The 24190-nt window shown below is 72.0% G+C and carries 23 protein-coding genes, 1 tRNA gene and 2 riboswitches; of the genes, 16 read left to right on the plus strand and 8 right to left on the minus strand.

Translation table 11 applies throughout. The features are described from left to right. The first annotated feature begins 1 nt into the window (after position 1). The 9 genes from AB0J46_RS00875 to AB0J46_RS00915 all read left to right on the plus strand — a co-directional run bounded on the left by AB0J46_RS00875 (position 2) and on the right by AB0J46_RS00915 (position 9384). Positions 2–766 carry a 3-oxoacyl-ACP reductase gene (locus AB0J46_RS00875; RefSeq protein WP_364324614.1) on the plus strand — a complete coding sequence of 255 codons (765 nt, stop codon included), beginning with the start codon at positions 2–4 and terminating at the stop codon, positions 764–766. Then, complete coding sequence (locus AB0J46_RS00880; protein WP_364324617.1) at positions 763–1452, plus strand: gamma-glutamyl-gamma-aminobutyrate hydrolase family protein; 690 nt, start codon at positions 763–765, stop codon at positions 1450–1452. Before AB0J46_RS00875 ends, AB0J46_RS00880 begins: the two co-directional genes overlap by 4 nt. Positions 1453–1674: 222 nt before the next feature. Beyond that, positions 1675–3969 carry a M4 family metallopeptidase gene (locus AB0J46_RS00885; protein WP_364324620.1) on the plus strand — a complete coding sequence of 765 codons (2295 nt, stop codon included), beginning with the start codon at positions 1675–1677 and terminating at the stop codon, positions 3967–3969. A gap of 71 nt (positions 3970–4040) precedes the next feature. Beyond that, positions 4041–5414: a M28 family peptidase gene (locus tag AB0J46_RS00890; protein WP_364326137.1), complete on the plus strand. Its 1374-nt coding sequence runs from the start codon at positions 4041–4043 to the stop codon at positions 5412–5414. A gap of 246 nt (positions 5415–5660) precedes the next feature. Further along, positions 5661–5758, plus strand: a riboswitch (glycine riboswitch). A gap of 20 nt (positions 5759–5778) precedes the next feature. Further along, positions 5779–5878: riboswitch (glycine riboswitch) on the plus strand. A gap of 34 nt (positions 5879–5912) precedes the next feature. Then, on the plus strand, positions 5913–6998 hold the full coding sequence (gene gcvT / locus AB0J46_RS00895) for a glycine cleavage system aminomethyltransferase GcvT (RefSeq protein WP_358283572.1): 1086 nt from the start codon (positions 5913–5915) through the stop codon (positions 6996–6998). Further along, a complete protein-coding gene (gene gcvH / locus AB0J46_RS00900; protein ID WP_352324995.1) occupies positions 6995–7384 on the plus strand; it encodes a glycine cleavage system protein GcvH in 390 nt (129 codons plus the stop codon). The genes gcvT and gcvH overlap by 4 nt, the downstream gene beginning before the upstream one ends. A 59-nt stretch (positions 7385–7443) precedes the next feature. Continuing rightward, positions 7444–8820 carry an L-serine ammonia-lyase gene (locus AB0J46_RS00905; RefSeq protein WP_364324625.1) on the plus strand — a complete coding sequence of 459 codons (1377 nt, stop codon included), beginning with the start codon at positions 7444–7446 and terminating at the stop codon, positions 8818–8820. 49 nt (positions 8821–8869) lie between these two features. After that, entirely contained in the window at positions 8870–9130 is a 261-nt protein-coding gene (locus AB0J46_RS00910; protein WP_352329707.1) for a type II toxin-antitoxin system prevent-host-death family antitoxin, read from the plus strand. Next, positions 9127–9384, plus strand: a complete 258-nt coding sequence (locus AB0J46_RS00915; RefSeq protein ID WP_364324628.1) for a Txe/YoeB family addiction module toxin — start codon at positions 9127–9129, stop codon at positions 9382–9384. Before AB0J46_RS00910 ends, AB0J46_RS00915 begins: the two co-directional genes overlap by 4 nt. A gap of 378 nt (positions 9385–9762) precedes the next feature. Here the strand turns inward: AB0J46_RS00915 and AB0J46_RS00920 are convergent, their stop codons facing one another. Together AB0J46_RS00920 and AB0J46_RS00925 are read right to left on the minus strand one after the other, a co-directional pair. After that, positions 9763–10275, minus strand: coding sequence for a hypothetical protein (locus AB0J46_RS00920; RefSeq protein ID WP_364324631.1), 513 nt, complete (start codon positions 10273–10275; stop codon positions 9763–9765). Then, a complete protein-coding gene (locus AB0J46_RS00925) occupies positions 10275–10856 on the minus strand; it encodes a DUF6286 domain-containing protein (RefSeq protein WP_352350154.1) in 582 nt (193 codons plus the stop codon). Before AB0J46_RS00925 ends, AB0J46_RS00920 begins: the two co-directional genes overlap by 1 nt. Before the next feature lie 186 nt (positions 10857–11042). On the opposite strand from AB0J46_RS00925, the gene AB0J46_RS00930 reads away from it, so the two are divergent. Then, positions 11043–12236 carry an amino acid deaminase/aldolase gene (locus AB0J46_RS00930; protein ID WP_364324634.1) on the plus strand — a complete coding sequence of 398 codons (1194 nt, stop codon included), beginning with the start codon at positions 11043–11045 and terminating at the stop codon, positions 12234–12236. 21 nt (positions 12237–12257) lie between these two features. Here AB0J46_RS00930 and AB0J46_RS00935 read toward each other — a convergent pair whose 3' ends face one another. Then, positions 12258–12590 (minus strand): DUF3618 domain-containing protein, encoded by a 333-nt coding sequence (locus AB0J46_RS00935; RefSeq protein ID WP_364324637.1) that lies wholly within the window; start codon positions 12588–12590, stop codon positions 12258–12260. Positions 12591–12741: 151 nt separating this feature from the next. On the opposite strand from AB0J46_RS00935, the gene bcp reads away from it, so the two are divergent. The 6 genes from bcp to AB0J46_RS00965 all read left to right on the plus strand — a co-directional run bounded on the left by bcp (position 12742) and on the right by AB0J46_RS00965 (position 18816). Then, positions 12742–13215, plus strand: a complete 474-nt coding sequence (bcp, locus tag AB0J46_RS00940; protein ID WP_364324640.1) for a thioredoxin-dependent thiol peroxidase — start codon at positions 12742–12744, stop codon at positions 13213–13215. A gap of 104 nt (positions 13216–13319) precedes the next feature. Then, positions 13320–13402 (plus strand) — tRNA-Leu (locus AB0J46_RS00945). Between the two features lie 288 nt (positions 13403–13690). After that, on the plus strand, positions 13691–14815 hold the full coding sequence (locus AB0J46_RS00950) for a sensor histidine kinase (RefSeq protein WP_364324643.1): 1125 nt from the start codon (positions 13691–13693) through the stop codon (positions 14813–14815). After that, entirely contained in the window at positions 14815–15465 is a 651-nt protein-coding gene (locus AB0J46_RS00955; RefSeq protein ID WP_352350144.1) for a response regulator transcription factor, read from the plus strand. Before AB0J46_RS00950 ends, AB0J46_RS00955 begins: the two co-directional genes overlap by 1 nt. Before the next feature lie 107 nt (positions 15466–15572). Beyond that, positions 15573–16325 (plus strand): ABC transporter ATP-binding protein, encoded by a 753-nt coding sequence (locus AB0J46_RS00960; protein WP_352350142.1) that lies wholly within the window; start codon positions 15573–15575, stop codon positions 16323–16325. A gap of 1 nt (position 16326) precedes the next feature. After that, positions 16327–18816 carry an FtsX-like permease family protein gene (locus AB0J46_RS00965; RefSeq protein ID WP_364324647.1) on the plus strand — a complete coding sequence of 830 codons (2490 nt, stop codon included), beginning with the start codon at positions 16327–16329 and terminating at the stop codon, positions 18814–18816. Between the two features lie 172 nt (positions 18817–18988). Here AB0J46_RS00965 and AB0J46_RS00970 read toward each other — a convergent pair whose 3' ends face one another. The 5 genes from AB0J46_RS00970 to rph form a co-directional block, all read right to left on the minus strand. Continuing rightward, positions 18989–19258 carry a hypothetical protein gene (locus AB0J46_RS00970; protein ID WP_352350138.1) on the minus strand — a complete coding sequence of 90 codons (270 nt, stop codon included), beginning with the start codon at positions 19256–19258 and terminating at the stop codon, positions 18989–18991. Next, the gene (locus AB0J46_RS00975; RefSeq protein WP_364324650.1) at positions 19255–20958 is read right to left on the minus strand and encodes a toxin glutamine deamidase domain-containing protein; all 1704 of its coding nucleotides are present in this window, start codon (positions 20956–20958) and stop codon (positions 19255–19257) included. Before AB0J46_RS00975 ends, AB0J46_RS00970 begins: the two co-directional genes overlap by 4 nt. 119 nt (positions 20959–21077) lie before the next feature. Continuing rightward, positions 21078–22808 (minus strand): molybdopterin-dependent oxidoreductase, encoded by a 1731-nt coding sequence (locus AB0J46_RS00980; protein ID WP_364324653.1) that lies wholly within the window; start codon positions 22806–22808, stop codon positions 21078–21080. 46 nt (positions 22809–22854) lie between these two features. Further along, on the minus strand, positions 22855–23445 hold the full coding sequence (rdgB, locus tag AB0J46_RS00985) for an RdgB/HAM1 family non-canonical purine NTP pyrophosphatase (RefSeq protein ID WP_364324656.1): 591 nt from the start codon (positions 23443–23445) through the stop codon (positions 22855–22857). Then, on the minus strand, positions 23442–24161 hold the full coding sequence (rph, locus tag AB0J46_RS00990) for a ribonuclease PH (protein ID WP_357971213.1): 720 nt from the start codon (positions 24159–24161) through the stop codon (positions 23442–23444). Before rph ends, rdgB begins: the two co-directional genes overlap by 4 nt. Positions 24162–24190: the final 29 nt, after the last annotated feature.

Raw genomic sequence — 24190 nt, forward strand, 5'->3', positions numbered from 1 at the left:
AGTGCAGCGATTGCAGGACCGGGTGGCCGTCATCACCGGCGCGGGCAGCGGCATCGGGCTGGCCACGGCGCGCAGGTTCGCGCAGGAGGGCGCGAAGGTCGTCTGCGTCGACATCGACGAGGAGGCCGGGGCCAAGGCCGCGGGCGAGGTCGGCGGCCTCTTCGTCAAGGCCGACGTGACCAGCGAGGACGACGTCGTCCGGATGTTCGCCACGGCCCACGAGACCTACGGAAGCGTGGACGTCGCCTTCAACAACGCCGGCATCTCGCCGCCCGACGACGACTCGATCCTGGAGACCGGCCTCGACGCCTGGCGCCGCGTCCAGGAGGTGAACCTGACCAGCGTGTACCTGTGCTGCAAGCACGCCATCCCGTACATGCGGCGGCAGGGCAAGGGGTCGATCATCAACACCGCGTCGTTCGTGGCGGTCATGGGGTCGGCCACGTCGCAGATCTCGTACACGGCCTCCAAGGGCGGCGTGCTGGCGATGTCGCGCGAGCTGGGCGTGCAGTTCGCCCGCGAGGGCATCCGGGTCAACGCGCTGTGCCCCGGGCCGGTGAACACGCCGCTGCTGCAGGAGCTGTTCGCCAAGGACCCCGAGCGGGCCCAGCGGCGCCTGGTGCACATCCCGGTGGGCCGCTTCGCCGAGGCGTCGGAGATCGCCGCCGCCGTGGCGTTCCTGGCCAGCGACGACGCCTCCTTCATCACGGGGGCCGAGTTCCTGGTGGACGGCGGCATCTCCGGCGCGTACGTGACGCCGCTGTGACCCGTCCGGTCATCGGCGTCACGACGTACGTCGAGCCCGCCCGGTTCACCGTGTGGGACCTGCCCGTCGCGCTGCTGCCGTACATGTACGTCGAGAAGATCGTCCAAGCCGGCGGGCAGCCCGTGCTGCTGCCGCCGGCCGGCGATCCCGCCCAGGTCGTGGGGCGGCTCGACGGTCTCGTCCTGGCCGGTGGCGGCGACGTCGACCCGGCCAGGTACGGCCGGGCGGCGCACGAGCGCACCGGCTACGTCCGGGAGTTCCGGGACGAGGCCGAGTTCGCCCTCCTGGCGGCGGCCCTGGAGGCCGGGCTGCCGTTCCTGGGCATCTGCCGCGGCCTGCAGGTGCTCAACGTGCTGCTCGGCGGCACCCTGCACCAGCACCTGCCCGACGTGACCGGGCACACCGGCCACTCCCCCGCGCCCGGCGAGTTCGGCCACCTGCCGGTCACGCCCGTCCCCGGCAGCCGCCTGGCCAAGGTGCTCGGCACGGACCCGGTGGCGGTCCCGCACTACCACCATCAGGCCATCGACCGGCTCGGCCGGGGCCTCACGGTCACCGCCACGGCCGGCGACGGGACGATCGAGGCGGTGGAGCTCGACTCCGGCGGGTTCGCGGTGGCGGTCCAGTGGCACCCGGAGGCGGGCGAGGGACCGGCGCTCTTCGAGGCGTTCACGGCGGCCTGCTGAGACCGTTACTGGAAAGCTTCTTTACCTTTTCTGCGCCCTAAAATCCGGCGAAATCCCAGCTCAGGGGGCCATACCACCGCGTTATAGGAAACTTGTTGGGTACCGGATCGCGCCATCCCGGTGTCACCCTGTGTTCATCCCCAGCCGGCCGGGGCTCTTCCACTCCACACCCCCCTGAGGAGCCAGAGAGTGAACCCCAAACTCAGGTTGGGGGCTGCCGCAATGCTCGCGCTAGCCCTGACCACCAGCTCGCTGGTGGGCGCCACGAGCGCCACAGCCCAAGCGTCGCAGGTGGCCGATCCTCCCAGCCCCGACGAGCGCAGGAACGCGATCGCCACCGCACACAACGCGATCCTGGCCGACTCGGCGGCATTGCTGGCATCCGAGCAGGACACGTTCACGCTGACGTCGACCGTCGAAGGCGTCCGCGGCCTGCAGTACCTGACCTACGCCCGTAAGCACGCGGGCCTGCCCGTCTACGGCGGCGAAGTGGTCGTCGCCACGGACGCCTCCGGCGCGGTGGTCGACACGGTCGCCACCGGGCAGCGCACGAAGATCGGGATCGGCACGAAGGCGAAGGTCACCGCGGCCCAGGCCGCCGTGACGGCCAGGGCCAAGGTGGCCAGGGTCGAGACCGTCGCCACGCCCGTGCTGTCCGTGCACGCCACCACGACGACCCCGCGGCTGGCCTGGGAGGTCCTCGTCACCGGCGCCAACGCCGCCGGTCACGAGACCAAGCTCCACGTCTACGTGGACGCCCTGACCGGCAAGGTCATCGACGACTGGGACGAGGTGCGCGACGGCACCGGCAACAGCTACTACGTCGGCACCGTCACCATCGACACCAGCCCCTCGTACACGATGCGCGACCCCCGCAGGAGCGGCGTCGCGTGCGGCGGCCAGAACGGCTCGCCGTACACGAAGACCACCGACACCTGGGGCAACGGCTCGGGCACGAACCTGGAGACCGCCTGCGTCGACGCGCTCTACGCCGCGCAGCGGGAATGGGACATGCTGAGCGCCTGGCTCGGCCGCAACGGCATCAACGGCCAGGGCGGCGGCTACCCGGCCCGCGTCGGCCTGGCCGACGTCAACGCCTACTGGAACGGCCAGTACGGCTCCTTCGGCCACAACTCCGCCAACTCCCAGCAGCTCACGTCGATGGACGTGGTCGGCCACGAGTTCGGCCACGGCATCTTCCAGTTCACCAGCGGCGGCTCGGGCAGCGGCAACGAGACCGGCGGCATGAACGAGTCCACCGGCGACATCTTCGGCGCCCTCACCGAGGCGTACGCCAACAACCCGAACGACCCGCCGGACTACCTGGTCGGCGAGGAGGTCAACCTCTCCGGGGCCGGGCCGATCCGCAACATGTACAACCCGTCGGCCCTCAGCCACCCGAACTGCTACAGCGCCTCCATCCCGAACACCGAGGTGCACGCGGCGGCCGGCCCGCAGAACCACTGGTTCTACCTGGTGGCCGAGGGCACCAACCCCTCGGGCAAGCCCGCCAGCACCCGCTGCGACAACGGCGCCGCGATCACCGGCATCGGCATCCGCAAGGCCGGTGAGGTGTTCATGTCCGCGCTGAACATGAAGACCCAGCCGTGGACGCACGCCAAGGCCAGGGTCGCCACCCTCCAGGCCGCCAAGACGCTGTACCCGGGCAGCTGCGCCGAGTTCAACGTGGTCAAGAACGCCTGGGACGGCGTCAGCGTACGGGCCCAGTCCGGCGAGCCGACCTGCACCCAGGGCAACAACGACTTCTCGGTCAACCTGAACCCCGCCTCCGGCAGCGTGACTCCCGGCCAGAGCACCACGACCACGGTGAGCACCACCGTGACCGGCGGCTCGGCGCAGTCGATCACCCTGCGGACCGGCACCCTGCCGGCCGGCGTGACCGCCTCGTTCAGCCCGGCCACCATCACCGCGGGGCAGAGCTCGACGCTGACGATCAACACCTCGGCGAGCAGCCCGCAGGGCAGCCACTCGATCGCCATCACGGCCGACGGCGCCGACGTGGACCGCCAGGCCACCTACAACCTGCAGATCGGGCAGAGCTCGCCGAACGACTACTCCTTCGGCGTGACGCCGTCGTCGGCCTCGGTGCAGGCCGGTCAGTCGGCCACCGCCACGGTCAGCACGCAGGTCACCGCCGGTCAGGCGCAGAGCATCGCCCTGGCGGCGAGCAACGTGCCCGCGGGCGTGACGGTCAGCTTCAGCCCGTCCACGATCACCGCCGGGCAGTCGTCCACGGTGACGTTCGCGACCACGAGCGGCGTGACGCCCAGCACGTACACGATCAGCCTGAACGCCGACGGCGCGAGCGCCGACCACTCGGCCTCCTTCAGCCTGACGGTGGGCGGCGGCCAGGGCACCACGTGGCAGACGTACACGGCGTACACGGCCGGACAGACCGTCACCTACCAGGGCACCAGCTACCGCTGCCTCCAGGCGCACACCAGCCTGCCGGGCTGGGAGCCGCCCAACACCCCTGCCCTCTGGCAGCCGGTCTAAGTCGCACGACCTGGGCGGCCACGCCGGGGTGGCCGCCCAACCCCCTTGAGGAGCCACAGATCGTGAACGCCATGCTCAGGCTGGGCGCCGCGGCCACCGCCGCGTTGGCCCTGACCCTCACCACGCCGGCCGGACCGGCCGGCGCCGCCGCCGACCCCGCGCCCGACATCCCCGTCGCGAACGTGACGGCGCATCTGAGCCAGTTGCAGTCCATCGCCACGAGCAACGGCGGCAACCGCGCCTCGGGCAGGCCGGGCTTCACCGCCTCGATGAACTACATCAAGGGCAAGCTGGACGCGGCTGGCTTCACCACCCGCGTGCAGAACTTCAGCGGCGGCAGCAACCTGATCGCCGACTGGCCGGGCGGCCCGGCCAACCAGACCGTGATGCTCGGCGCCCACCTCGACAGCGTCGCGGCCGGCCCCGGGATCAACGACAACGGTTCCGGCTCGGCCGCGCTCCTGGAGAACGCCCTCACCCTGGCCGCCCGCAAGCCCACCCTCACCAAGCACGTGCGCTTCGGCTGGTGGGGCGCCGAAGAGGCGGGCATGGTCGGGTCCAGGTACTACGTGCAGAACGGCGGCGCGAGCGGCGTCGAGGTGTACCTGAACTTCGACATGATCGCCTCGACCAACGCCGGCTACTTCGTCTACGACGACGACGCGGCGATCCAGCGGACCTTCAACGACTACTTCGCCACCATCGGCCTGCAGACCGAGGGTGACAGGGAGGGCGATGGCCGCAGCGACCACGCCTCGTTCAAGAGCGCGGGCGTCCGGGTCGGCGGCCTGGCCACGGGAGCCGGGGCGGTCAAGAGCTCGGCCCAGGCCGCCAAGTGGGGCGGCTCGGCCGGGCAGGCGTTCGACCGCTGCTACCACAGCGCGTGCGACAGCTACCCGAGCGCCATCAACACCACGGCGCTCGACCGCAACTCCGACGCCATCGCGTACGCCATATGGAAGCTCGCCGTGGGCACCAGCACGCCCACGGAGAACGACTACTCGATCTCGGTGACCCCGTCGTCGGCATCGGTCCAGGCCGGTCAGTCGGCTACCGCGGCGGTCAGTACCCAGGTCACGTCCGGCCAGGCGCAGAGCGTCGCGCTCTCCGCCGGGAACGTGCCGAGCGGGGTCACCGTCTCCTTCAGCCCGTCCACGGTTCAGGCGGGCCAGTCGTCCACCGTCACGATCGCCACCACCAGCGGTGTCGCGGCGGGGACGTACACCATAGGGATCAACGGCGACGGGGCGACGGCGGACCACTCCGCGTCCTTCACCCTGACCGTCGGAGGGGACGGCCAGGGCACCACCTGGACGGCTTACAAGTCGTACACGGCCGGAGACGTCGTCACCTACCAGGGGGTCAGCTACCGCTGCCTCCAGGCGCACACCAGCCTGCCGGGCTGGGAGCCGCCGAACGTGCCCGCCCTCTGGGCGCGGGCCTGACCCTCGGGCCTGATCTCCGGGTTCGATCCCCCGCGGGCCGGTCACCGCCGGCCCGCCCCGAGCTGCCGCGTGCGAGCTGACCTGCCATGACCGGCTCGCGCGCGGCCACCAACGCGGCCGCGACCCCGCCTCTCCGGGGCCGCGGCCGCTTTTCGCTGCGTGCGGTATGTCGCGGATGCCGCGGATGACGGAGGGCGAAGCGCGACAACACCCCCATGACGGCACTAGGCTGACGGACATCACCGGCGAAACCGTGCGGGAGAGCACCCTGACAGCCGGTCAGGGTCCCTGAAGGAGCAAGCCCTCCCCGCGAACCTCTCAAGGCAAAGGACCGCGCGGCAGCCCTGTAAGGCGTTCTTACGGGGAGGTGACCTCTGGAAAGCAGGCCCTCGGGGCCTCGCCGAAGGTGAAAGTCCGGTAAAACTCGGGCGAAGCTCTCAGGCATCCATGACAGAGGGGGAGGATGCTGGCATCCAATCCTGTCCTGAGGTGCGACAAATGTCCCGACCTACGCCGCTACGAGACGTCCACGAGGCCCTAGGCGCCACGCTGACCGACTTCGCCGGCTGGCTCATGCCGCTCCGGTACGGCAGCGAGTCGGCGGAGCACAAAGCCGTCCGCGAGGCGGCCGGGCTGTTCGACCTCTCGCACATGGGCGAGATCTTCCTGACCGGTCCGCAGGCCGGAGAGGCCCTCGACTACGCGCTGGTCGGCCACCTGTCGGCGCTCGCGCCCGGCCGGGCCAGGTACACGATGATCGTGGACGAGCGCGGCGGGGTGCTCGACGACCTCATCGTCTACCGGCTGGCGGACGAGGAGTTCATGGTGGTGGCCAACGCCTCGAACTCCGACAAGGTCGCTGATGAGCTGAAAAATCGTACTAAGTCGTATGACGCGGCGGTCGATGACCGCTCCCAGCAGTACGCCCTCATCGCGATCCAGGGCCCGAAGGCCCAGGAGATCCTGGCCACGCTCACCGACGCCGACCTCGACGGTCTCAAGTACTACGCGGGCCTGCCCGGCGTGGTCGACGGCCGCCAGGCGCTCATCGCCCGTACCGGCTACACCGGCGAGGACGGCTTCGAGCTGTTCGTCGCCAACCAGGACGCCGTGCCGCTCTGGCGCGCCCTGGAGGCCGCGGGCGAGCCGCACGGGCTGCGCGCCGCCGGTCTGTCCAGCCGCGACACCCTCAGGCTGGAGGCCGGCATGCCGCTCTACGGCAACGAGCTGAGCTCCGACCTGACCCCGTTCGACGCGGGGCTGGGCAGAGTGGTGAAATTCGACAAGCCCGGTGACTTCGTCGGCAGGGCGGCACTGGAGGCGGTCAAGGACGACCAGCCCCGCCGCCGCCTCGTCGGCCTGGTCGCCCAGGGCCGCCGGGTGCCGCGTCACGGCTACCCGGTCACCCGCGACGGCGCCGTCGTCGGCGAGGTCACCAGCGGTGCGCCCTCCCAGACCCTGGGCAAGCCCATCGCGATGGCCTACGTGGACGCCGGGGCCGACACAGGTCTGGCCGTGGACATCCGGGGCAGCCATGAACCTATGGACCTGGTCGAGCTGCCCTTCTACAGGAGGAACAAGTGAGCAACATCCCTGACGACCTGAACTACACCAAGGAGCACGAGTGGGTGTCGGGCGTGGACGACGGCATCACCGTGACCGTCGGCATCACGGCCTTCGCCGCCGAGGCTCTTGGTGACGTCGTCTTCGTGCAGCTCCCCGAGGTCGGTTCGACCGTCGAGGCGGGTGACTCGGTCGGCGAGGTGGAGTCCACCAAGTCGGTGAGCGAGATCTACGCGCCCGTCGGCGGCGAGATCGTCGAGGTGAACTCGGCCGTGGCCGACGACCCGTCGCTGGCCAACAGCGACCCGTACGGCGACGGCTGGATGTTCCGCGTCCGCATGGAGGGCGACGCGGAGGACCTGCTGTCGGCCGAGGAGTACACGGCGCTCACCTCAGGCGAGTCCTGACACCAACGCCGGGGCCCGCGCTCGGGCCCCGGCACTTCCTGAACTGAAGGGCGCCATCAATGGCGATCAGCGTCTTCGACCTCTTCAAGATCGGCATCGGACCGTCCAGCTCCCACACGGGCGGCCCGATGGCCGCCGCGCACAAGTTCGCCCGCGGGCTGCACGACGACGGCCTGCTCCCCCGCGTGGCCCGCGTCGAGGTCATCCTGTACGGCTCGCTCGGCCTGACCGGCAAGGGCCACGGCAGCGACAAGGCGGTGCTGCTCGGCCTGTCCGGTGAGAAGCCGGAGCTGGTCGACGTCGACTCCGTCGACGCCCGCCTGGCCGAGATGCGCGCCGCGGGCACGGTCAAGCTCTACGGCGAGCACGAGATCCCCTTCGTCGTGGGCCAGGACCTCGTCTTCGAGCGCAAGATCTCCCTGCCCGAGCACCCCAACGGCATGCGCTTCACCGCCCGCGACGAGCAGGGCGAGACCGTGCGCGAGAAGGTCTACTTCTCCGTCGGCGGCGGCTTCGTCGTGGACGAGAAGGCCACCGGCGCCGACCGCATCAAGCCCGACGACACCGTCCTGCCCTACCCGTTCGCCTCGGGCGAGGAGCTGCTCAAGCACTGCTCGAACACCGGCCTGTCGATCTCCGCCCTGATGCTGGAGAACGAGAAGGCGTTCGGGCGCACCGAGGAGGAGATCCGCGCGGGCATCCTCAACCTGTGGCGCGTGATGTCGGAGTGCGTGCGGCGCGGCATCACCAAGGAGGGCGTGCTGCCCGGCGGCCTGAAGGTCAAGCGCCGGGCCAACCAGCTCCACCGGCGGCTGCAGGCCGAGTCGGCCGAGAAGGACCCGCTGCAGGCGATGGACTGGGTGGCGCTGTTCGCCCTGGCCGTCAACGAGGAGAACGCCGCCGGCGGCCGCATCGTCACCGCCCCCACCAACGGCGCCGCGGGCATCATCCCGGCCGTGCTGACGTACTACACCAAGTTCGTCCCGAGCGCCGACGACGACGGCGTGGTGCGCTTCCTGCTCACGGCGGCCGCGATCGGCGTGCTGTTCAAGGAGAACGCCTCGATCTCCGGCGCCGAGGTCGGCTGCCAGGGCGAGGTGGGCTCGGCCTGCTCGATGGCCTCGGCCGGGCTGACCGAGGTCATGGGCGGCACCCCCGAGCAGGTGGAGAACGCCGCCGAGATCGGCATCGAGCACAACCTCGGGCTGACCTGCGACCCGATCGGCGGCCTGGTGCAGATCCCGTGCATCGAGCGCAACGCGGTGGCCTCGAACAAGGCCATCACGGCCGCCAGGATCGCCCTGCGCGGCGACGGCCGCCACTACGTGGCGCTGGACAAGGCCATCAAGACCATGCGCGACACCGGCCGCGACATGCTCGACAAGTACAAGGAGACCTCCCGCGGCGGCCTGGCCGTCAACGTCATCGAGTGCTGACCCGCCTCCGAGTGGTACCGTGAAGTTGTACCACTCGGAGGAGGCGACCATGTCCATCACCGCCAGCGAGGCTCGCCGTCGTCTGTTCCCCCTCATCGAAGAGGTCAACAACGACCGCACCGCCGTGGAGATCGTGTCCAAGAGCGGCAGCGCCTACCTGGTGGCCGCAGAGGAGTACGAAGCACTGCAGGAGACGGCCTACCTGCTACGTTCCCCGGCTAACGCCCGCCGGCTGATCGAGTCCTATCAGGAAGCGGTCCAAGGGCGTCATGAGCGGCACGAGCTGCTGGGCGACGAGGCTGCTCGGTGAAGGTGGCGTTCACCAGCCAGGGCTGGGAGGACTACGTCCACTGGCAGACGGCTGACCGGCAGGTGCTCAAGCGCATCAACCGGCTCGTCGAGGATGTCATGCGCGATCCTTACGAGGGCATCGGCAAGCCCGAGCCCCTCAAGTACGCGTTGGCGGGCGCCTGGTCCCGGCGCATCACCGACGAGCATCGCCTGGTGTACCTGGTCGCACACGACGAGATCGTCGTCCTGCAGGCTCGTTACCACTACGAGTAGAGACGCGGCGGTCCGCCCGGACCCTCCGCGCAGGAGGGGCCGGGCGGGCCGGGGTTCAGGCGGACGAGCGGCAGATGACCGTGGTGGTGTGGCTGTCCACGCAGATCAGGCCGACCGCGGGGCTGAGCGCCTGGGCCAGCAGGCCGGGCAGGTGATCGCCCACGCAGTGCATCTGGCCGTCTTCCCCGATCTTGCAGGGGATCAGCGGAAAGCCGTCGCCCGTCGCCGCGTGGGCGGCGGGCGCGGTGAGCGCGAGGGCGAGGGTTGCGGCGGCGAACGCGCCGATGATGCGGTGAATGACGACCTCCCGATCGGATTCGACGACGAAGGCGCCGAGTCGCGCCTTCTTCCTTCAGCTACGAGCAGCCGGTTGACTGGTCAGCGGCGCTCGGCCGGTTGGCGGCGGACGTGCACGCGGACGACCGCAGGCGTCTCGTCGTCCCGCACCTCACGGCGGATGCGGCCGACGATGTCCTGGTCGAGCTTGGTCACCACCGCGCCGACGTCCGCGTCGGAGGGGCAGGTCAGGGCGACGCGCAGACCGTTGTCGGCGACCCGTACGCCCGCCCGGCCCAGGCCGTCCACGCCCTTGAGGCCCACGCACAGCATGGCCGTGCCGGTGCCGCTGGCCGAGCCCCGGCGGCCCCAGCCCAGGCTGAGCAGCAGCCAGCGCACGGCGAGCATGGCCAGGATCAGCATGGCGAAGGCCAGCAACCACAACGTCCAGGGATCGGCGGCCAGCGTGCGGGCGAACTCGGCGGGCAGCACCTTGGCGTTGCGCGGCAGGTCGAACAGCAGGCCCCGGCCGCGCAGCCAGCCGTAGCCGCCCACGCCGAGCAGGGCGAGGCCGACCAGGGCCAGGCCGACGCGGTTGCCCGTGTACTGCCGCATCACACGCCCTTCCTGCGCAGCCGGACGACGACCTCGCCGGTGCCGAGCGTGCCGACGCCGGCCAGCCGGTCGCCGACCGCCGTGCCGACCTGCCGGAGCATCGCGCCCGAGCTCTCCGGCCCGGTCACGACGGTGACCTCGATGGTGCGCCGGCGCAGCCGTACCCGGGCCCGGTCCACGCCGTTCACCTTCTGGGCGGCCGCGCGCAGGGTGCGCCGCAGCCCGGCGCGGGTGATGCCGATGACGATCAGCGGGTCGGACGTCTCGACCGGGACCGTCCTGGACCGTCCCGGCACGATCGCGAGCAGCAGCATCAGCAGCCCGGCCCCGGCGGTGAGCAGCGCGGCCGAGGAGACCTGCGGCCACGTCCGCGCGCCGGCCAGCTCGACCGCCTCGTTCACCGGGACCCAGCCCAGCGGCTTGCCGAGCAGCGACGTCACCACCTCGGCGGTCGTCGCGCCGAGCACGGCGGCCAGGACGAGCGCGACGAGTGCGCCGGGCAACGTGCGCGCCGGTCTGAGCGCCCGTCTCGCCCTGCGCAGCCCGGTGTGGTGCTGGGCGGTGATGGCTGCGGGCACCATCTGCTGAAGCGTGGTCATCACAACGACAGACGTACATGGGTGCGCGGGGGCCGCGACCGCGCCCTCGCCGCCCATTTGCCCGATCATTACGGGCCGCACCAAGGAAAGTGAACCTCTCCCGCGCTCCGGATAGGAATATGAACCCCGCTCATATTCATTCGCCCGATATGCCGTTACCCTGCTGACATGGATGACCGCCGGCGCTACGACCGCGCCACCGCCGCGCTCGAACCGCCCTTCGCGATCCTCGACCTGGCGGCCATGCGGGCCAACGCGGCCGACCTGGTGCGCCGGGCCGCCGGCAAGCCGATCCGGGTGGCGAGCAAGTCCGTGCGCAGCCGCGCGGTCCTCGAACGCATCCTGGCCATGGACGGCTTCCGCGGCATCATGGCCTTCACCCTCCCCGAGGCCCTGTGGCTGGCCGGGCAGGGTTTCACCGACATCCTGGTCGCCTACCCCACGGCCGACCGGCACGCGCTCGCCGCCCTGGCCGCCGACCCGCGGGCCGCCGCCGAGATCGCGATCACCGTCGACTCCCGCGAGCAGCTCGACTTCGTCGAGAAGGCCGTGTCGGACGTGCATCCCAGGGCCGAGCTGCGGCTCTCCCTCGACCTGGACGCCGGCTACGTCGCCCTCGGCGGCAAGTTCAGGGCCGGCGCGCTCCGCTCCCCCGTGCGCGAGCCCCACGAGGCCGCCGACCTGGCCACGGCCATCGCCAAGCGCCCGGGGCTGCGCCTGGTGGGGCTCATGGCCTACGAGGCGCAGATCGCCGGGGTGGGCGACGCCCCGCCGGGCAACGCCGCCTTCGCCCGCGTCGTCCGGGTCATGCAGGCCCGCTCGGCCCGCGAGCTGATCCTCCGCCGCGGCCGCGTCGTGAACGCCGTGCGCCAGGTCGCCGACCTGGAGTTCGTCAACGGCGGCGGCACCGGCTCGATCGAGACGACGGTCAGGGAGAAGGCGATCACGGAGGTCGCCGCCGGGTCGGGTTTCTTCCACCCGCGGCTGTTCGACTTCTACCGGCGTTTCACCGGCCGTCCGGCGGCCCTGTTCGCGCTGCCGGTCGTCCGGCGGCCCGGGCCGGACACGGTGACGGTGCTGGGCGGCGGCTACCTCGCCTCCGGCCCTCCCGGGCCGAGCCGGCTGCCGCAGCCGTACCTGCCCGCCGGCCTGCGGTACGCGCAGGACGAGGGCGCGGGCGAGGTGCAGACCCCGCTGCTGGGCCAGGCGGCCCAGGAGCTGCGGGTCGGGGACCGGGTGTGGTTCCGGCACGCCAAGGCCGGCGAGATGTGCGAGCGCTTCGACACCCTCCACCTCGTGGACGGCGACACCCTGGCCGAGTCGGTGCCGACGTACCGGGGCGAGGGCCGGACGTTCCTGTGACCCCGGCCCCGGCACACGCGCTCAGCGCCGGCGGCGCCTGCGCCGGAACAGCACGATCGCGGCGCCGACGACCAGCACCGCGCCGACGCCGATGAGCACCGGCGCCAGGTTGGGCTGCTCGTCCTCCCACACCCCTTCGGGCTTGTCGCCGTAGTCGACCGGGCGGGCGGTCACCCCGAGGGCGTCCCCCACGGACGCCACGAAGTGGCCCGCCCGGGTCTTGACATCGACGACCGTACGCTCGGCGACCCGCTTGGGGCTCACCCGGTCGGCGATGGCGTCGACCGTCTGCGCCAACTCCGCGCGCGTGCGCGCGATCCGCCGCTCCAACTCGTCGGGATCGGTGTCAGCCATGGCTCTCCTTTCGACCGTACGCGTGGTCGCGCCCGCTACGTTGTCCGTCGCGAGCTCCGTCCGTTCTGGTCGTGATCAGTCTGTCAGGTCGGCGTGCCGTACGGCACAGCGGCCGGGCCGGTAGGTTTGCCGGAGGAACTCAGGAGGGCCCATGACAGAGACCAAGCTCGCGCCCGGCGACGCCGCGCCCGAGTTCACGCTACCCACCGCCGACGGCGGCACCGTCTCCCTCGACAGCCTGCGCGGCAAGAGGGTGATCCTCTATTTCTACCCCGCCGCCATGACGCCCGGCTGCACCAAACAGGCCTGCGACTTCCGCGACAACCTCAGCCAGTTGACCGGCGAGGGTTTCGTCGTCCTCGGCGTGTCGAAGGACAAGCCGGAGAAGCTGGCCAAGTTCGTCGCCCGCGACGCCCTGACCTTCCCCTTGTTGTCGGACCCGGAGCTCGCCGTCCACCAGGCCTACGGCGCGTACGGCCCGAAGAAGCTCTACGGCAAGGAGATGATCGGCGTGATCCGCTCGACGTTCGTCATCGACGCCGACGGCAAGATCGAGCAGGCGCTCTACAACGTGAAGGCCACCGGCCACGTGGCCTCGCTCAAGAAGAGGCTCGGCCTGGCCTGACCCCGGCTCGCGGGCCCCGCATGCGAGGGGCCCGCGGTCGTCGCGGAAGGCTGCCCGGCCACGGCCGGAGCGCTAAGCTGTTCCCAGCCCGCCTCGGCGGGATCGCGGGCGTGGCGAAATGGCATACGCGGCAGGTTTAGGTCCTGTTGGTGGAGACACTGTGGGGGTTCGAGTCCCCCCGCCCGCACACGCGGCGGTTGCGCGGGCCGCGCCGTCCGGGAGGCCGGGTCGCGCGGTGCTTCCTCTTCACCGCGCGACCCGCGTCTCGATCATGATCCGCCATCACGATCTCCCTTTACTCGCCCGCGAGGGGCGCTCCCAGGTACCACCATGCCTGGTCCCCCGTAAGACCCATGTAAGACCTGGGTCGTAGGCGGACTTCCCCCTCCAGGCGGACAAACCCGCGGCGTGGCTTACATATCGTGATGATGTGTTCGGCAGGGTACGGGCGTGGTCGAGGCGCCACGGCGGGCTGGTGAGCGTCCTTCGGGTCGCCCCCCTCGCCGTCCTCAGCTTGCTTCTGGCGATCCCCTACGCCTCGCTCACCCCGGCGGGAGGCAGCCGGTACCTGGGCGTGGTGGGCTACGTCGCGCTCTCGGTGCTGCTGATCGCGCCGCTGTTGTGGCGGCGCAGGCCGCTGGCGGCGTACGCGGTGATCACGCTGGCCTCCTTCGGGCAGTGGCTGGCCCACGTCGACCCGCTGCCCGCCAACCTCGCGGTCATGGTGGCGCTGTGGACGGTCGCCTCCGAGTGCGCGTTCCGGTGGGCGCTGGCCGCCGGGCTGGTGGCCGAGCTGGGGATCTTCCTGGCGCTGGTGAACTGGTCCGTCGCCACCTTCGGCATGTTCTTCAGCGGCTCGATCTTCGTCGTCACCATCTGGCTGGCCGGCCTGTACGCCAACACCCGCCGGCGCTACCTCGAAGGGCTGGAGGAACGCGCCGAGCGGGCCGAGCGCGAACGCGACCAGCAGGCCAGGATGGCCGCGGCGGCCGAGCGCACCAGGATCGCCAGGGAGCTGCACGACGTGGTGGCGCACAATGTCAGCGTGATGGTGGTGCAGGCCGACGGCGCGGGCTTCGCCCTCGACAGCGACCCCGAGCAGGCCCGGCTGGCCGTACGGAACATCTCCAAGACCGGGCGGGCCGCGCTGGCCGAGATGCGCAGGATGGTCGGCGTGCTGCGCGAGAACGAGGACGACGGCACCGACTACACCCCGCAGCCCGGCCTGGGCCAGCTCGAAGAGCTGGTACGCGGCGCCGGCGTGCCCGCCAGCCTGCGGATCGGCGGCGTGCCCGGCGAGCTTCCCGAAGGGCAGCAGCTCGCCGTCTACCGCATCGTCCAGGAGGCGCTGACGAACGCGCTCAAGCACGGCGGCCCGCACGTCCAGGCGCGGGTCGAGATCGACTACGGCGGGCCCGAGCTGGTCGTCCGGGTGACCGACGACGGCCGGGGCGCCGCCGCGCCGCGCAGCCCCGACGGGCACGGCCTGATCGGCATGCGCGAACGCGTCGGCATGTACGGCGGCGCGGTGTCGGCCGGTCCTCTGACCGGCGGCGGCTTCGAGGTGCTGGCCCGCCTCCCGACGGCCAGGGCGGCGTGATGATCAGGGTGATGCTGGTCGACGACCAGGAGCTGCTGCGGGCCGGGTTCCGGATGGTGCTCGGCGCCCAGCCCGACATCGACGTGGTGGCCGAGGCCGCCGACGGCGTCACGGCCCTGGAGCTGCTGGACCGCGTCGAGGTGGACGTCGTGCTCATGGACGTCCGCATGCCGCGCATGGACGGCGTCGAGGCGACCAGGCGCATCGACGGGCCGAAGGTGCTGATCCTGACCACGTTCGACCTCGACGAGTACGCGCTGGCCGCGATCAAGGCGGGCGCGGCCGGGTTCCTGCTGAAGGACGTGCCGCCGGCCGACCTGGTCAACGCCATCAGGCAGGTGCACGCGGGCGACGCCGTGGTCTCGCCGCGCACGCTGCGCCGGATGCTGGACCGCTTCGCCGCCCAGTTGCCGGTGGAGGAGCTGCCGGCGGCGACCGAGCTGACCCCGCGCGAGCGGGAGGTGCTGCTCATGGTGGCCCGCGGCCTGTCGAACATGGAGATCGCGAACCGCCTGGAGGTCGCCGAGGCCACGGTGAAGACGCATCTCGGCCGGGTGCTGGCCAAGCTGGGGCTGCGGGACCGGGCCCAGGTGGTCGTGTACGCCTACGAGGCGGGGCTCGTCGTGCCCTCGCATCGGCCGAAAGGCTGACGGGGGTCGTCTGAGGTTCTACACGAAGTCCCTCCTCAGGGCCCACAATTCCTGAAATTTCCACTCCTAACGTTGGTCGCGACGAGAAATTGCGACAAGGAGTGAAAGTGACCCTCACCGAGTCCTGGCGCGCGGCACCGCCCGCGGTCGTGGCCAAGGCCCTGACCAAGGTGTACGGCCAGGGCGACGCCCAGGTCCACGCCCTCCGCGGCGTGGACGTGGCCTTCGCCACCGGCGCCTTCACGGCGATCATGGGCCCGTCCGGCTCCGGGAAGTCGACGCTCATGCACTGCCTGGCCGGCCTGGACACCGCCACCTCGGGCACGGTGCACATCGGCGACGTCGAGCTGACCGGCCTGGCCGACCGGCAGCTCACGCTGCTGCGCCGGGAGCGGATCGGCTTCATCTTCCAGGCGTTCAACCTGCTGCCCACGCTGACCGCCGAGCAGAACATCAGGCTGCCCCTGGACATCGCCGCCCGGCAGGCGGACGAGGAGCTGTTCGCCCGGGTCATCGACACCGTCGGGCTGCGGAACCGGCTCGGGCATCGGCCGACCGAGCTGTCCGGCGGCCAGCAGCAGCGCGTGGCCGTGGCCAGGGCCCTGATCAGCAAGCCGCAGGTGATCTTCGCCGACGAGCCCACGGGCAACCTGGACTCGCGCAGCGGCTCGGAGATCCTCTCCTTCCTGCGCACCTCGGTCCGCGAGCTCGGCCAGACCATCGTCATGGTCACCCACGACCCGGTCGCGGCGGCCTACGCCGACCGGGTGGTGTTCCTGCGCGACGGCGAGCTGGTCACCGAGATCACCTCGCCGTCGCCGCAGGCCGTCCTGGACACGCTCGTGAAGCTGGAGGGCTGAGGTGCTGAAGACGGCGCTGGCCGGCCTGCGCGCGCACAAGCTCAGGCTGCTGCTCACCTCGCTGGCGATCACGCTCGGGGTGGGCTTCATCGCGGGCACGTTCGTGCTGAACGACACCATCCAGGCGGGCTTCTCCCAGCGCGTCACCGCCGACGCCGACAAGGTGGACGTGGCCGTCCTGCCCAAGGAGCGCGACGGCGTGCTGCCGGAGAAGGCCCTGGAACGGGTGCGCGCCCTGGCCGGCGTGACCGAGGCGCAGGGCCTGATCCGCGACCCCGCGCCGCTGCTCGGCAAGGACGGCAGGGCGGTCGGGAGCAGCCCGACCACGGCCCTGTCCATCGTCCCCGGCCCGCTGGACCGCACCGCGATCGTCGCGGGCACCGGTCCGGGCACCGACGACCAGGCGGCCGTGCTGGACAAGAACACCGCGAAGTCCCAGGGCCTGCGGCTCGGCGACACGATCACCGTGCTCGACCGCAAGCAGGCCCGTCACCAGTTCCGGCTGGTCGGCCTGCTCGACCCCGGGGTGGACCAGGAGCTCTCCTTCACCGGCGCGGTCGGCTTCACCGCGGCCACCGCGCAGCGCATGACCGGCGCCAAGGGCTACCGCGAGATCGACGTCGCCGGCTCGGCCCCCGGGCTGAAGCAGGCCGTGGCCGCGGCGCTCGGCGACGCGTACGAGGTCAAGTCCGGCACGGAGCTGGCCGACGACCTGGCGGCCTCGGCCGGGCTGTCGATGCGCACGCTGACCATCGGCCTGCTGCTGTTCGGGGCGGTGGCGATGATGGTGGCCGCGCTGGTCATCTACAACACCTTCACCATCCTGGTCGCGCAGCGCACCCGGGAGATGGCGCTGCTGCGCTGCATCGGCGCGACCCGCGGGCAGGTGTTCGGCTCGATCGTGCTGGAGTCGGTCGCGGTCGGGCTGCTCGCCTCCGCGCTCGGCCTGCTGGCCGGTTACGGGCTGGCCATGCTCGCCCTGACGCTGCTGGCCGCGTTCGACGCCCCCATGCCCACGGACGCGGCGGTCGCGCTGACGCCGGCCACCGTCGGGATCGGCCTGGCCGTCGGCCTGGTGGTCACCCTGTTCGCGGCCCTGCTGCCCGCGCGGGCGGCCACCCGCGTGCCGCCGGTCGCGGCGCTGCGCGCCCAGCCGGAGGAGCAGGACTTCCGCACCGGCCTGCTGCGCTCGGTGTTCGCGGGGCTGTTCCTGCTGGCCGGGGCGGGCCTGACCGCGTACGGCGTGGCGGGGCTGCCGGCGGGCGAGACGAGCACGCTGTTCGTCGTGATGGCCGGCGGCGCGCTGGTCTTCCTGGCCGTGCTGATCCTCGGGCCGGTGCTGGTCGGGCCGCTGAGCGCGGTGGTGGGCTGGGTCCCGGCCAAGCTGTTCGGCGTGCCCGGACGCCTGGCCCTGGACAACTCGGCCCGCAACCCCCGGCGCGCCGCGACCACCACGGTCGCGCTCACCATCGGCGTCACGCTGATGACGCTGATCTCGGTGCTCAGCGCCTCCACCCGGCTGACCGTGTGGAACAAGCTCGACGAGCAGTTCCCGGTCGACTACATGCTGGCCGGACAGGTGCAGGACAGCGGGGTGCCCAGGTCGGTGGCCGAGAAGCTGCGCGGCCGTCCCGAGCTGGCCTCGGTGCTGCAGATCCGCGAGACCCCGGGCAAGGTGGGCGACCGGCGCTTCGACATCGGCACCTACCACGGGACCATCACCCCCGAGGTGCTGTCCGGCTCGATGGCGGGCCTGTCGGCCGGGCAGGTCGCGCTGCTCGACTACGCGGCCTCCGGCCTGGGCGTCAAGGTCGGCGACACGGTCACGGTGAAGACCGAGTTGGCCGGGTCCGTGCCGCTGAAGGTGGTCGCCGTCCTCGCCGGGACGAACTCCACCCTGCCGCCGCTCACCGTCGCCGAGCGGCCGTTCGACACCTACTACGACCGGGTGCCCGACTCCCGCGTGATGATCAACATCCGCGACGGCGTCGCGACCGACCAGGCCCGTCAGGTGGTCAAGGCCGCGATCGCGGCCCATCCCACCGTCCAGATGGCCAGCTCGACCGAGGTGCGCGGGCAGTTCGACGAGACCCTGGACATGCTGCTCATGATCGTGACCGGGCTGCTCGGGCTGGCGATCCTGATCTCGCTGCTCGGCATCGCCAACACTCTGTCGTTGTCGGTGCACGAGCGCACCAGGGAGTCGGCGTTGCTGCGGGCGCTCGGGCTGACCCGGCCGCAGTTGCGGCGGATGCTCTCGGTCGAGGCGCTGCTGCTCGGCCTGATCGGGGCGCTGGTCGGCGTGGTGCTCGGCGGCGTGTTCGGCTGGGCCGCGGTACGGGCGATGTTGCCCGGTGCGGTGTTCTCCGCGCCGCTCGGGCAGATCGCGCTGTTCGTGGTGCTCTCGGGGCTGGCGGGCGTGCTGGCCGCCGTGGTGCCGGCCCGGCGGGCGGCCAGGGCGTCGATCGTCGGCTCGCTGGCTACGGGCTAATCCCTGATAAAAGCGAATAAAAGCGAAAAATCAGGATAGAGGGTACGCCGCAGGGGCTGCGCGGCCTCATGGGACGGGTGTCGTGGGGGACGCCGAGGCCGCGCAGCCACATACGTACCGCCAGGTCGGGCGCCCCATGGGGGCGGCGCCCGGCCCCGCGTGTGCCACGCGGTCAGCGCGGGGTGCGGCCCGGCCAGAGCTCGGCGACGGTCTCGGGGTCCAGCAGCGGCCGCACCACGACCTCCCCGGACGCCTTGTCGATCACGATGCACGCCCCGCCGATCGTGTCCGGCAGGGTGGTGGGGTCGTCGGGGTCGAGCTCCCGGATCCAGGCGACGTACCCGTCGTGGAAGCCGTACAGGCCCACCGACAGCGGCTCGTCCGGCGGGCGCGTCCCGTTGACGTACTCCTCCGCCAGCGCCCTGGCCTGGTCCATGTTCATCGCGGCCGCCCCTGCCGGTCGAGGATCATGCAGAACACCCCCGTCACCGTCGCGTACGGCGGCTCGACCGACATGTGCCCGCGCTGGGCGTCGATCCAGATCACCTCGCTGCCGGAGTTGACCGCGTTCCAGACGTGCGACCCGCCGCCCGGCCAGCGCACCACGATGACCGCGCTCGCGCCGTGCCCGGCCTCCAGCAGCCGCCGGGCGATCATGGGGTAGGCGTGCCGCCCCTGGCCCGCGTACTGGAACCGCTGGCCGGTCCACCGCTCGATCCGGGCTGCTCCGCCCTTCTCGCCGGTGAGCAGCGGACGGCCGATCCCGTCGTACTCGGGGAGCCGGGGGGCAGCCGTGGCGGGCTCGCCGTGCCAGGTGGACAGCACGGCCAGGGCACAGTCGGCGGCGTTGGAGGCCCGGAACGGGTCGTCCGCCGGGCCGCCGCCGTTGATCAGGCGGACCCAGGTGCCGCGCGGGTCGGGGAACCGGGCGCCGGGCTCCAGCGCCTGCCTCAGCTCCCGTTCCACCTGCGGGTCGGGCTGTGCCAGCCCGCCGGGCAGCCCGTACGGCCGGCTGTCGGCCAGCCTCGGCGGCCGCCGCTCGCTCTCGAACCAGTCGACGGCGGCACGGTTCCTCGCCCGGTCGATCCGGGCCTCCAGCGGATGCCGTCCGTCCGTGCCACGGGCTCCGTCCCTCTCTCCGAACTCCAGCCGCCGCATCCCGCTGACCGCCGCCCCGAACCCCCGCGTCACCGCGCCCCCGGGTCCCTCCGGCCCACCGATCCCGCCTTCTGGGAACTCCCCCTGCTCCCGCGCGTCCGGCCCGGCCCCCGGCGGGCTGCCCTTGCCCGGACCGGCCGCACGTAGGCTGCCCGTGTCCGGACCGGCCGCACGCGAGCTTCCCATGTCCGGACCGGCCGCACGCAGGCTGCCCGTCTCCGGAGCGGCTTCTCGCAGGCCGCTTCCGCGTGCCGCGCCTGCCTGCGGGGCAGCTCCGTTCGGGCCGATCTCGTGCGGGGCGGCCGGCGCGGGTGCGGCTGCGTGCGGATCGCGGGCCGGGTGAGCCGTCGTGCGCGACGCCTCCTCCGGACGGTCCTCGGGCGCGTCAGGACGTCCCTCCCGATGTCCGGACGTGCCGGTCCGCGTCTCCCCGGCGTTCGGCACTTCTGTGGCGGTCTGCCCGTCGGTCGTCGCGCCGGCGTCGGCGTCGCAGCCGGTCGGCTCGGTGGAAGGCGGCGCCGGACCGTCCGGCACATCCGTCGGCGGCAGCGCGGGACGTGCGTCCTCCCGTTCGTCCGGGAGGGCGAGGCGGTCGAGGGTGTTCAGGCTGAACGTCAGGCCGTACGGCGTGCCGGTGCGGGCCGGGGCCGGGCGGGTGGCGAGACCGGTGAGCACGTCCAGAGCGGAGGCCACACCAGGGGCGGCGGCTGCGGCGGGCTGGGGGGACGGGCGGGAAGGAGGAGGGGCCTGCATACGGAGGCCGGGTGGCGGCGGCGGCTCCTCGTCGGGGGCGCTGGAGGCGGCGGGCGTTAAGGGGGCCGACCCCTCACGGGAGGAGGGGACCTCGGTCGTGGCGGGCGCTTCGCCGGAGACGTCCTCGGCGGCACGTTCGTAGTCGAGCCACCGGACCCCCTCTCCCACCACCGGGTTGTACTGCCCCTCCGGAAGGACCCCTCGGACGCTCGACTTGCGTTCGCGGACCACGTCCTGCCTCCTGTCCTGCTTGGACGACCGATCGTAGGGCCGCCGTCGCGCCCGAGAGGGGGAAGTGGGGAAGATTATCCGTCAGTGGGAACGGCTTTACCTGCGCAAACGTCCGCGAATCAGGCCACCTGGACCGTCACGGCCGGCCACCCGCTGGCGCCGTCGGGCGCGGGCGGCGCCTGCCGTTCGGTCTGGGTGTGACCCGCCGCGTCCGTGGCCCGCGCCTCGATCGTGTGCTCCCCGGGCGTGGCGTCCCAGTCGAGCGCCCACTGCCGCCAGGTGTCGGGCCCCGGCACGGCGGCCAGCCGCGCCTGCCGCCACTCGCCGCGATCGACCCGCACCTCGACGGCGTCCACCCCGGTGTGCTGGGCCCACGCCACCCCGGCGATGGTCGTGCGCCCGGCCTTGAGCGAGGCGCCACTCTTCGGGACGTCGATGCGCGACTCCGTCTTGATCGGCCCCTTGGCGGCCCATCCGCGTGGCGTCCAGTACGCCTGGTCCCGGTCGAACCGGGTCACCTTCACGTCCACCACCCACTTGGTGGCCGACACATACCCGTACAGGCCGGGCACCACCTGGCGGACGGGGAAACCGTGCTCGAACGGGAGCGCCTCGCCGTTCATGGCGATGGCGAAGAGGGCGTCGCGGCCGTCCATCACGACGTCCACGGGCGTGCCGCAGGTGAAGCCGTCGTCGGAGGTGGACAGCAGCATGTCGGCGCCCGGCTGGAGCCCGGCACGGCGCAGCAGGTCGGCCATGCGTACGCCCAGCCAGCGGGCGTTGCCGACGTACGGGCCGCCCACCTCGTTGGAGACGCAGGTCAGGGTGATGTCGGCCTCGGTGAGCGGCAGGTTCAGCAGCTCGGCGTAGGTGATCTCGACTGGTCTGTCCACCATGCCGTGGATACGAAGCCGCCAGGCGCGCGGATCCACCTGGGGAACGACGAGCGCCGTATCAACCCTATAGAAGTCCTGATTTTTCGTGATGAAGGATGACAGGCCGGGGATGCGGAAGTCCGTACCGGGGGGAAGGGGCCGGGCGGGCGTCGCGGGCCTGGGCAGCGCCAGGTTCCCCCGCGTCGCGGCCAGTTCCCGCCGCCCGCCGAGCTGCCGGCCCAGCGCGGCCGACGCCCCCGCCACCACGATCCCGCCCGCCACCCCGGTGATCAGCCGCCGCCGGTCGAAACCGCGCTCCCCCGCCCCGACCCGCATCACAGCAGGCCGCTCCACAGCCCCCTCACCACCCGCGCCGACCTCGGAGCCCTCGCCGCCGCCCCCGCCGGCACCGCCCGCGCCACCGACCCCGGAAACGGCACCCTCACCGCCGCCCCCCGGCGCCGCCTCGCCACCGGCCTCAGCGCCCGCGACCGCGCCACCGGCCTCGGGGCCCGCCGCGGCCGTACCGCGACCACCGCCCGCGCGCCGCAGCAGCCACCCCAGCCCCAGCCCTCCGCACAGGACCCCGGCCACCGTGGGCAGCACGTCCACCGCCGCCGCCCCCGGACGGGTGAGCACCGCGGCCACCCCCACCACCCCGAACAGGGCCAGCCCCGCGTACCCGTACGCGAGCCGCCGCCGCGCCAGCACGCCGATGACCGCCGCGATCCCGGCGAGCACCACGAGCACGCCCCCGACGAGGACGGTCTTGTCGTTCTCCCCGAACGTGTTGATCGCGAAATCCTTCACCGGCGCCGGCGTCAGATCGACGGCGGCGTCCCCCACCGCCACCACCGGAAAGGTCTCAGGACCGGCGAGCCCGGCGACGAGCTGCGCGATCCCCAGCGCCAGCGCGCCCGCCGTGAGCCCTGCCAGGGCGCCGGCCCAGGCGGGCACCGTCTCGTTCTTCTGCACGGTACGACGTTACGTCGCCCGTGGTCAGCAGTTTCTTACGCGATGGTTACGAGCCGACGATGTCGCGCACGATCGGCGCCAGCGCGCGGAAGGCGCGGCCCCGGTGGCTGATGGCGTCCTTCTCGTCGGGGGACAGCTCGGCGGTGGTGCGGTCGTGGCCGAGCGGGACCAGGATCGGGTCGTAGCCGAACCCGTTGGTGCCCCGCGGGGTGGTGATCAGGTGGCCGGGCAGCGTGCCCTCCACCACCCGGTGCTCACCGGACGGCAGCGCGAGCGCGGCGGCGCAGGCGAAGTGCGCCGACAGCTTCTCGGCGGGCACGTCGGAGAGCTGGGCGAGCAGCAGGTCGAGGTTGGCCTGGTCGTCGCCGTGGCGGCCGGACCAGCGGGCCGAGAAGACGCCGGGCATGCCGTTGAGCACGTCGACGCAGAGCCCGGAGTCGTCGGCCACGGCCGGCAGCCCGGAGCCATTGGCGACGGCGTGCGCCTTGAGCAGCGCGTTCTCCTCGAAGGTGACGCCGGTCTCGGCGACCTCGCCGATCTCGGGGAACTCCTCCAGGCCGACGATGTCGAACCCGGTGAGGATGCGCCGCAGCTCCGCGATCTTGCCCGGGTTGCGGGTGGCGAGCACGATCTTCATGCGCTCAGCGCCTCCTGCTGGATCAGGGTGAGCTCCTCGCACCCGGCGGCGGCCAGGTCGAGCAGCTGGTCGAGGGCCGCGCGGTCGAAGGGCACGCCCTCGGCGGTGCCCTGCACCTCGACGAAGGCGCCCTCTCCGGTCATCACGACGTTCATGTCGGTCTCGGCGGCGACGTCTTCGGTGTAGCACAGGTCGAGCATGGGGACCGAGCCGACGACCCCGACGGAGACGGCCGCGACCGAGCCGATCAGCGGGTCTCCGGGGCACATCTTGCGCGCCTTCATCCAGGCGACGGCGTCGGCGAGCGCGACGTAGGCGCCGGTGATCGCGGCGGTCCTGGTGCCGCCGTCGGCCTGGAGAACGTCGCAGTCGAGCAGAATGGAGTTTTCGCCCAGGGCCTTGTAATCGACGCACGCGCGAAGTGATCTTCCGATCAACCGGGAAATCTCGTGCGTGCGCCCGCCGATTTTGCCGCGGACCGATTCCCGATCATTACGGGTATTGGTCGCCCGCGGCAGCATCGCGTATTCGGCCGTGACCCAGCCCTGCCCGCTGCCCCTGCGCCAGCGCGGCACGCTGTCCTGCACCGAGGCCGCGCAGAGCACCCGCGTGCCGCCGAACTCGACGAGGACCGAACCCTCGGCATGCGCCAGCCACTGCCGGGTGATGGTGATGGGGCGTAGCTGGTCGGGGTTGCGGCCATCCTGTCGGGACATGCAGATCACCCTATCTCCGCGGCACGACA

The organism is Nonomuraea sp. NPDC049758, assembly GCF_040674635.1.
Taxonomy (GTDB): Bacteria; Actinomycetota; Actinomycetes; order Streptosporangiales; family Streptosporangiaceae; genus Nonomuraea.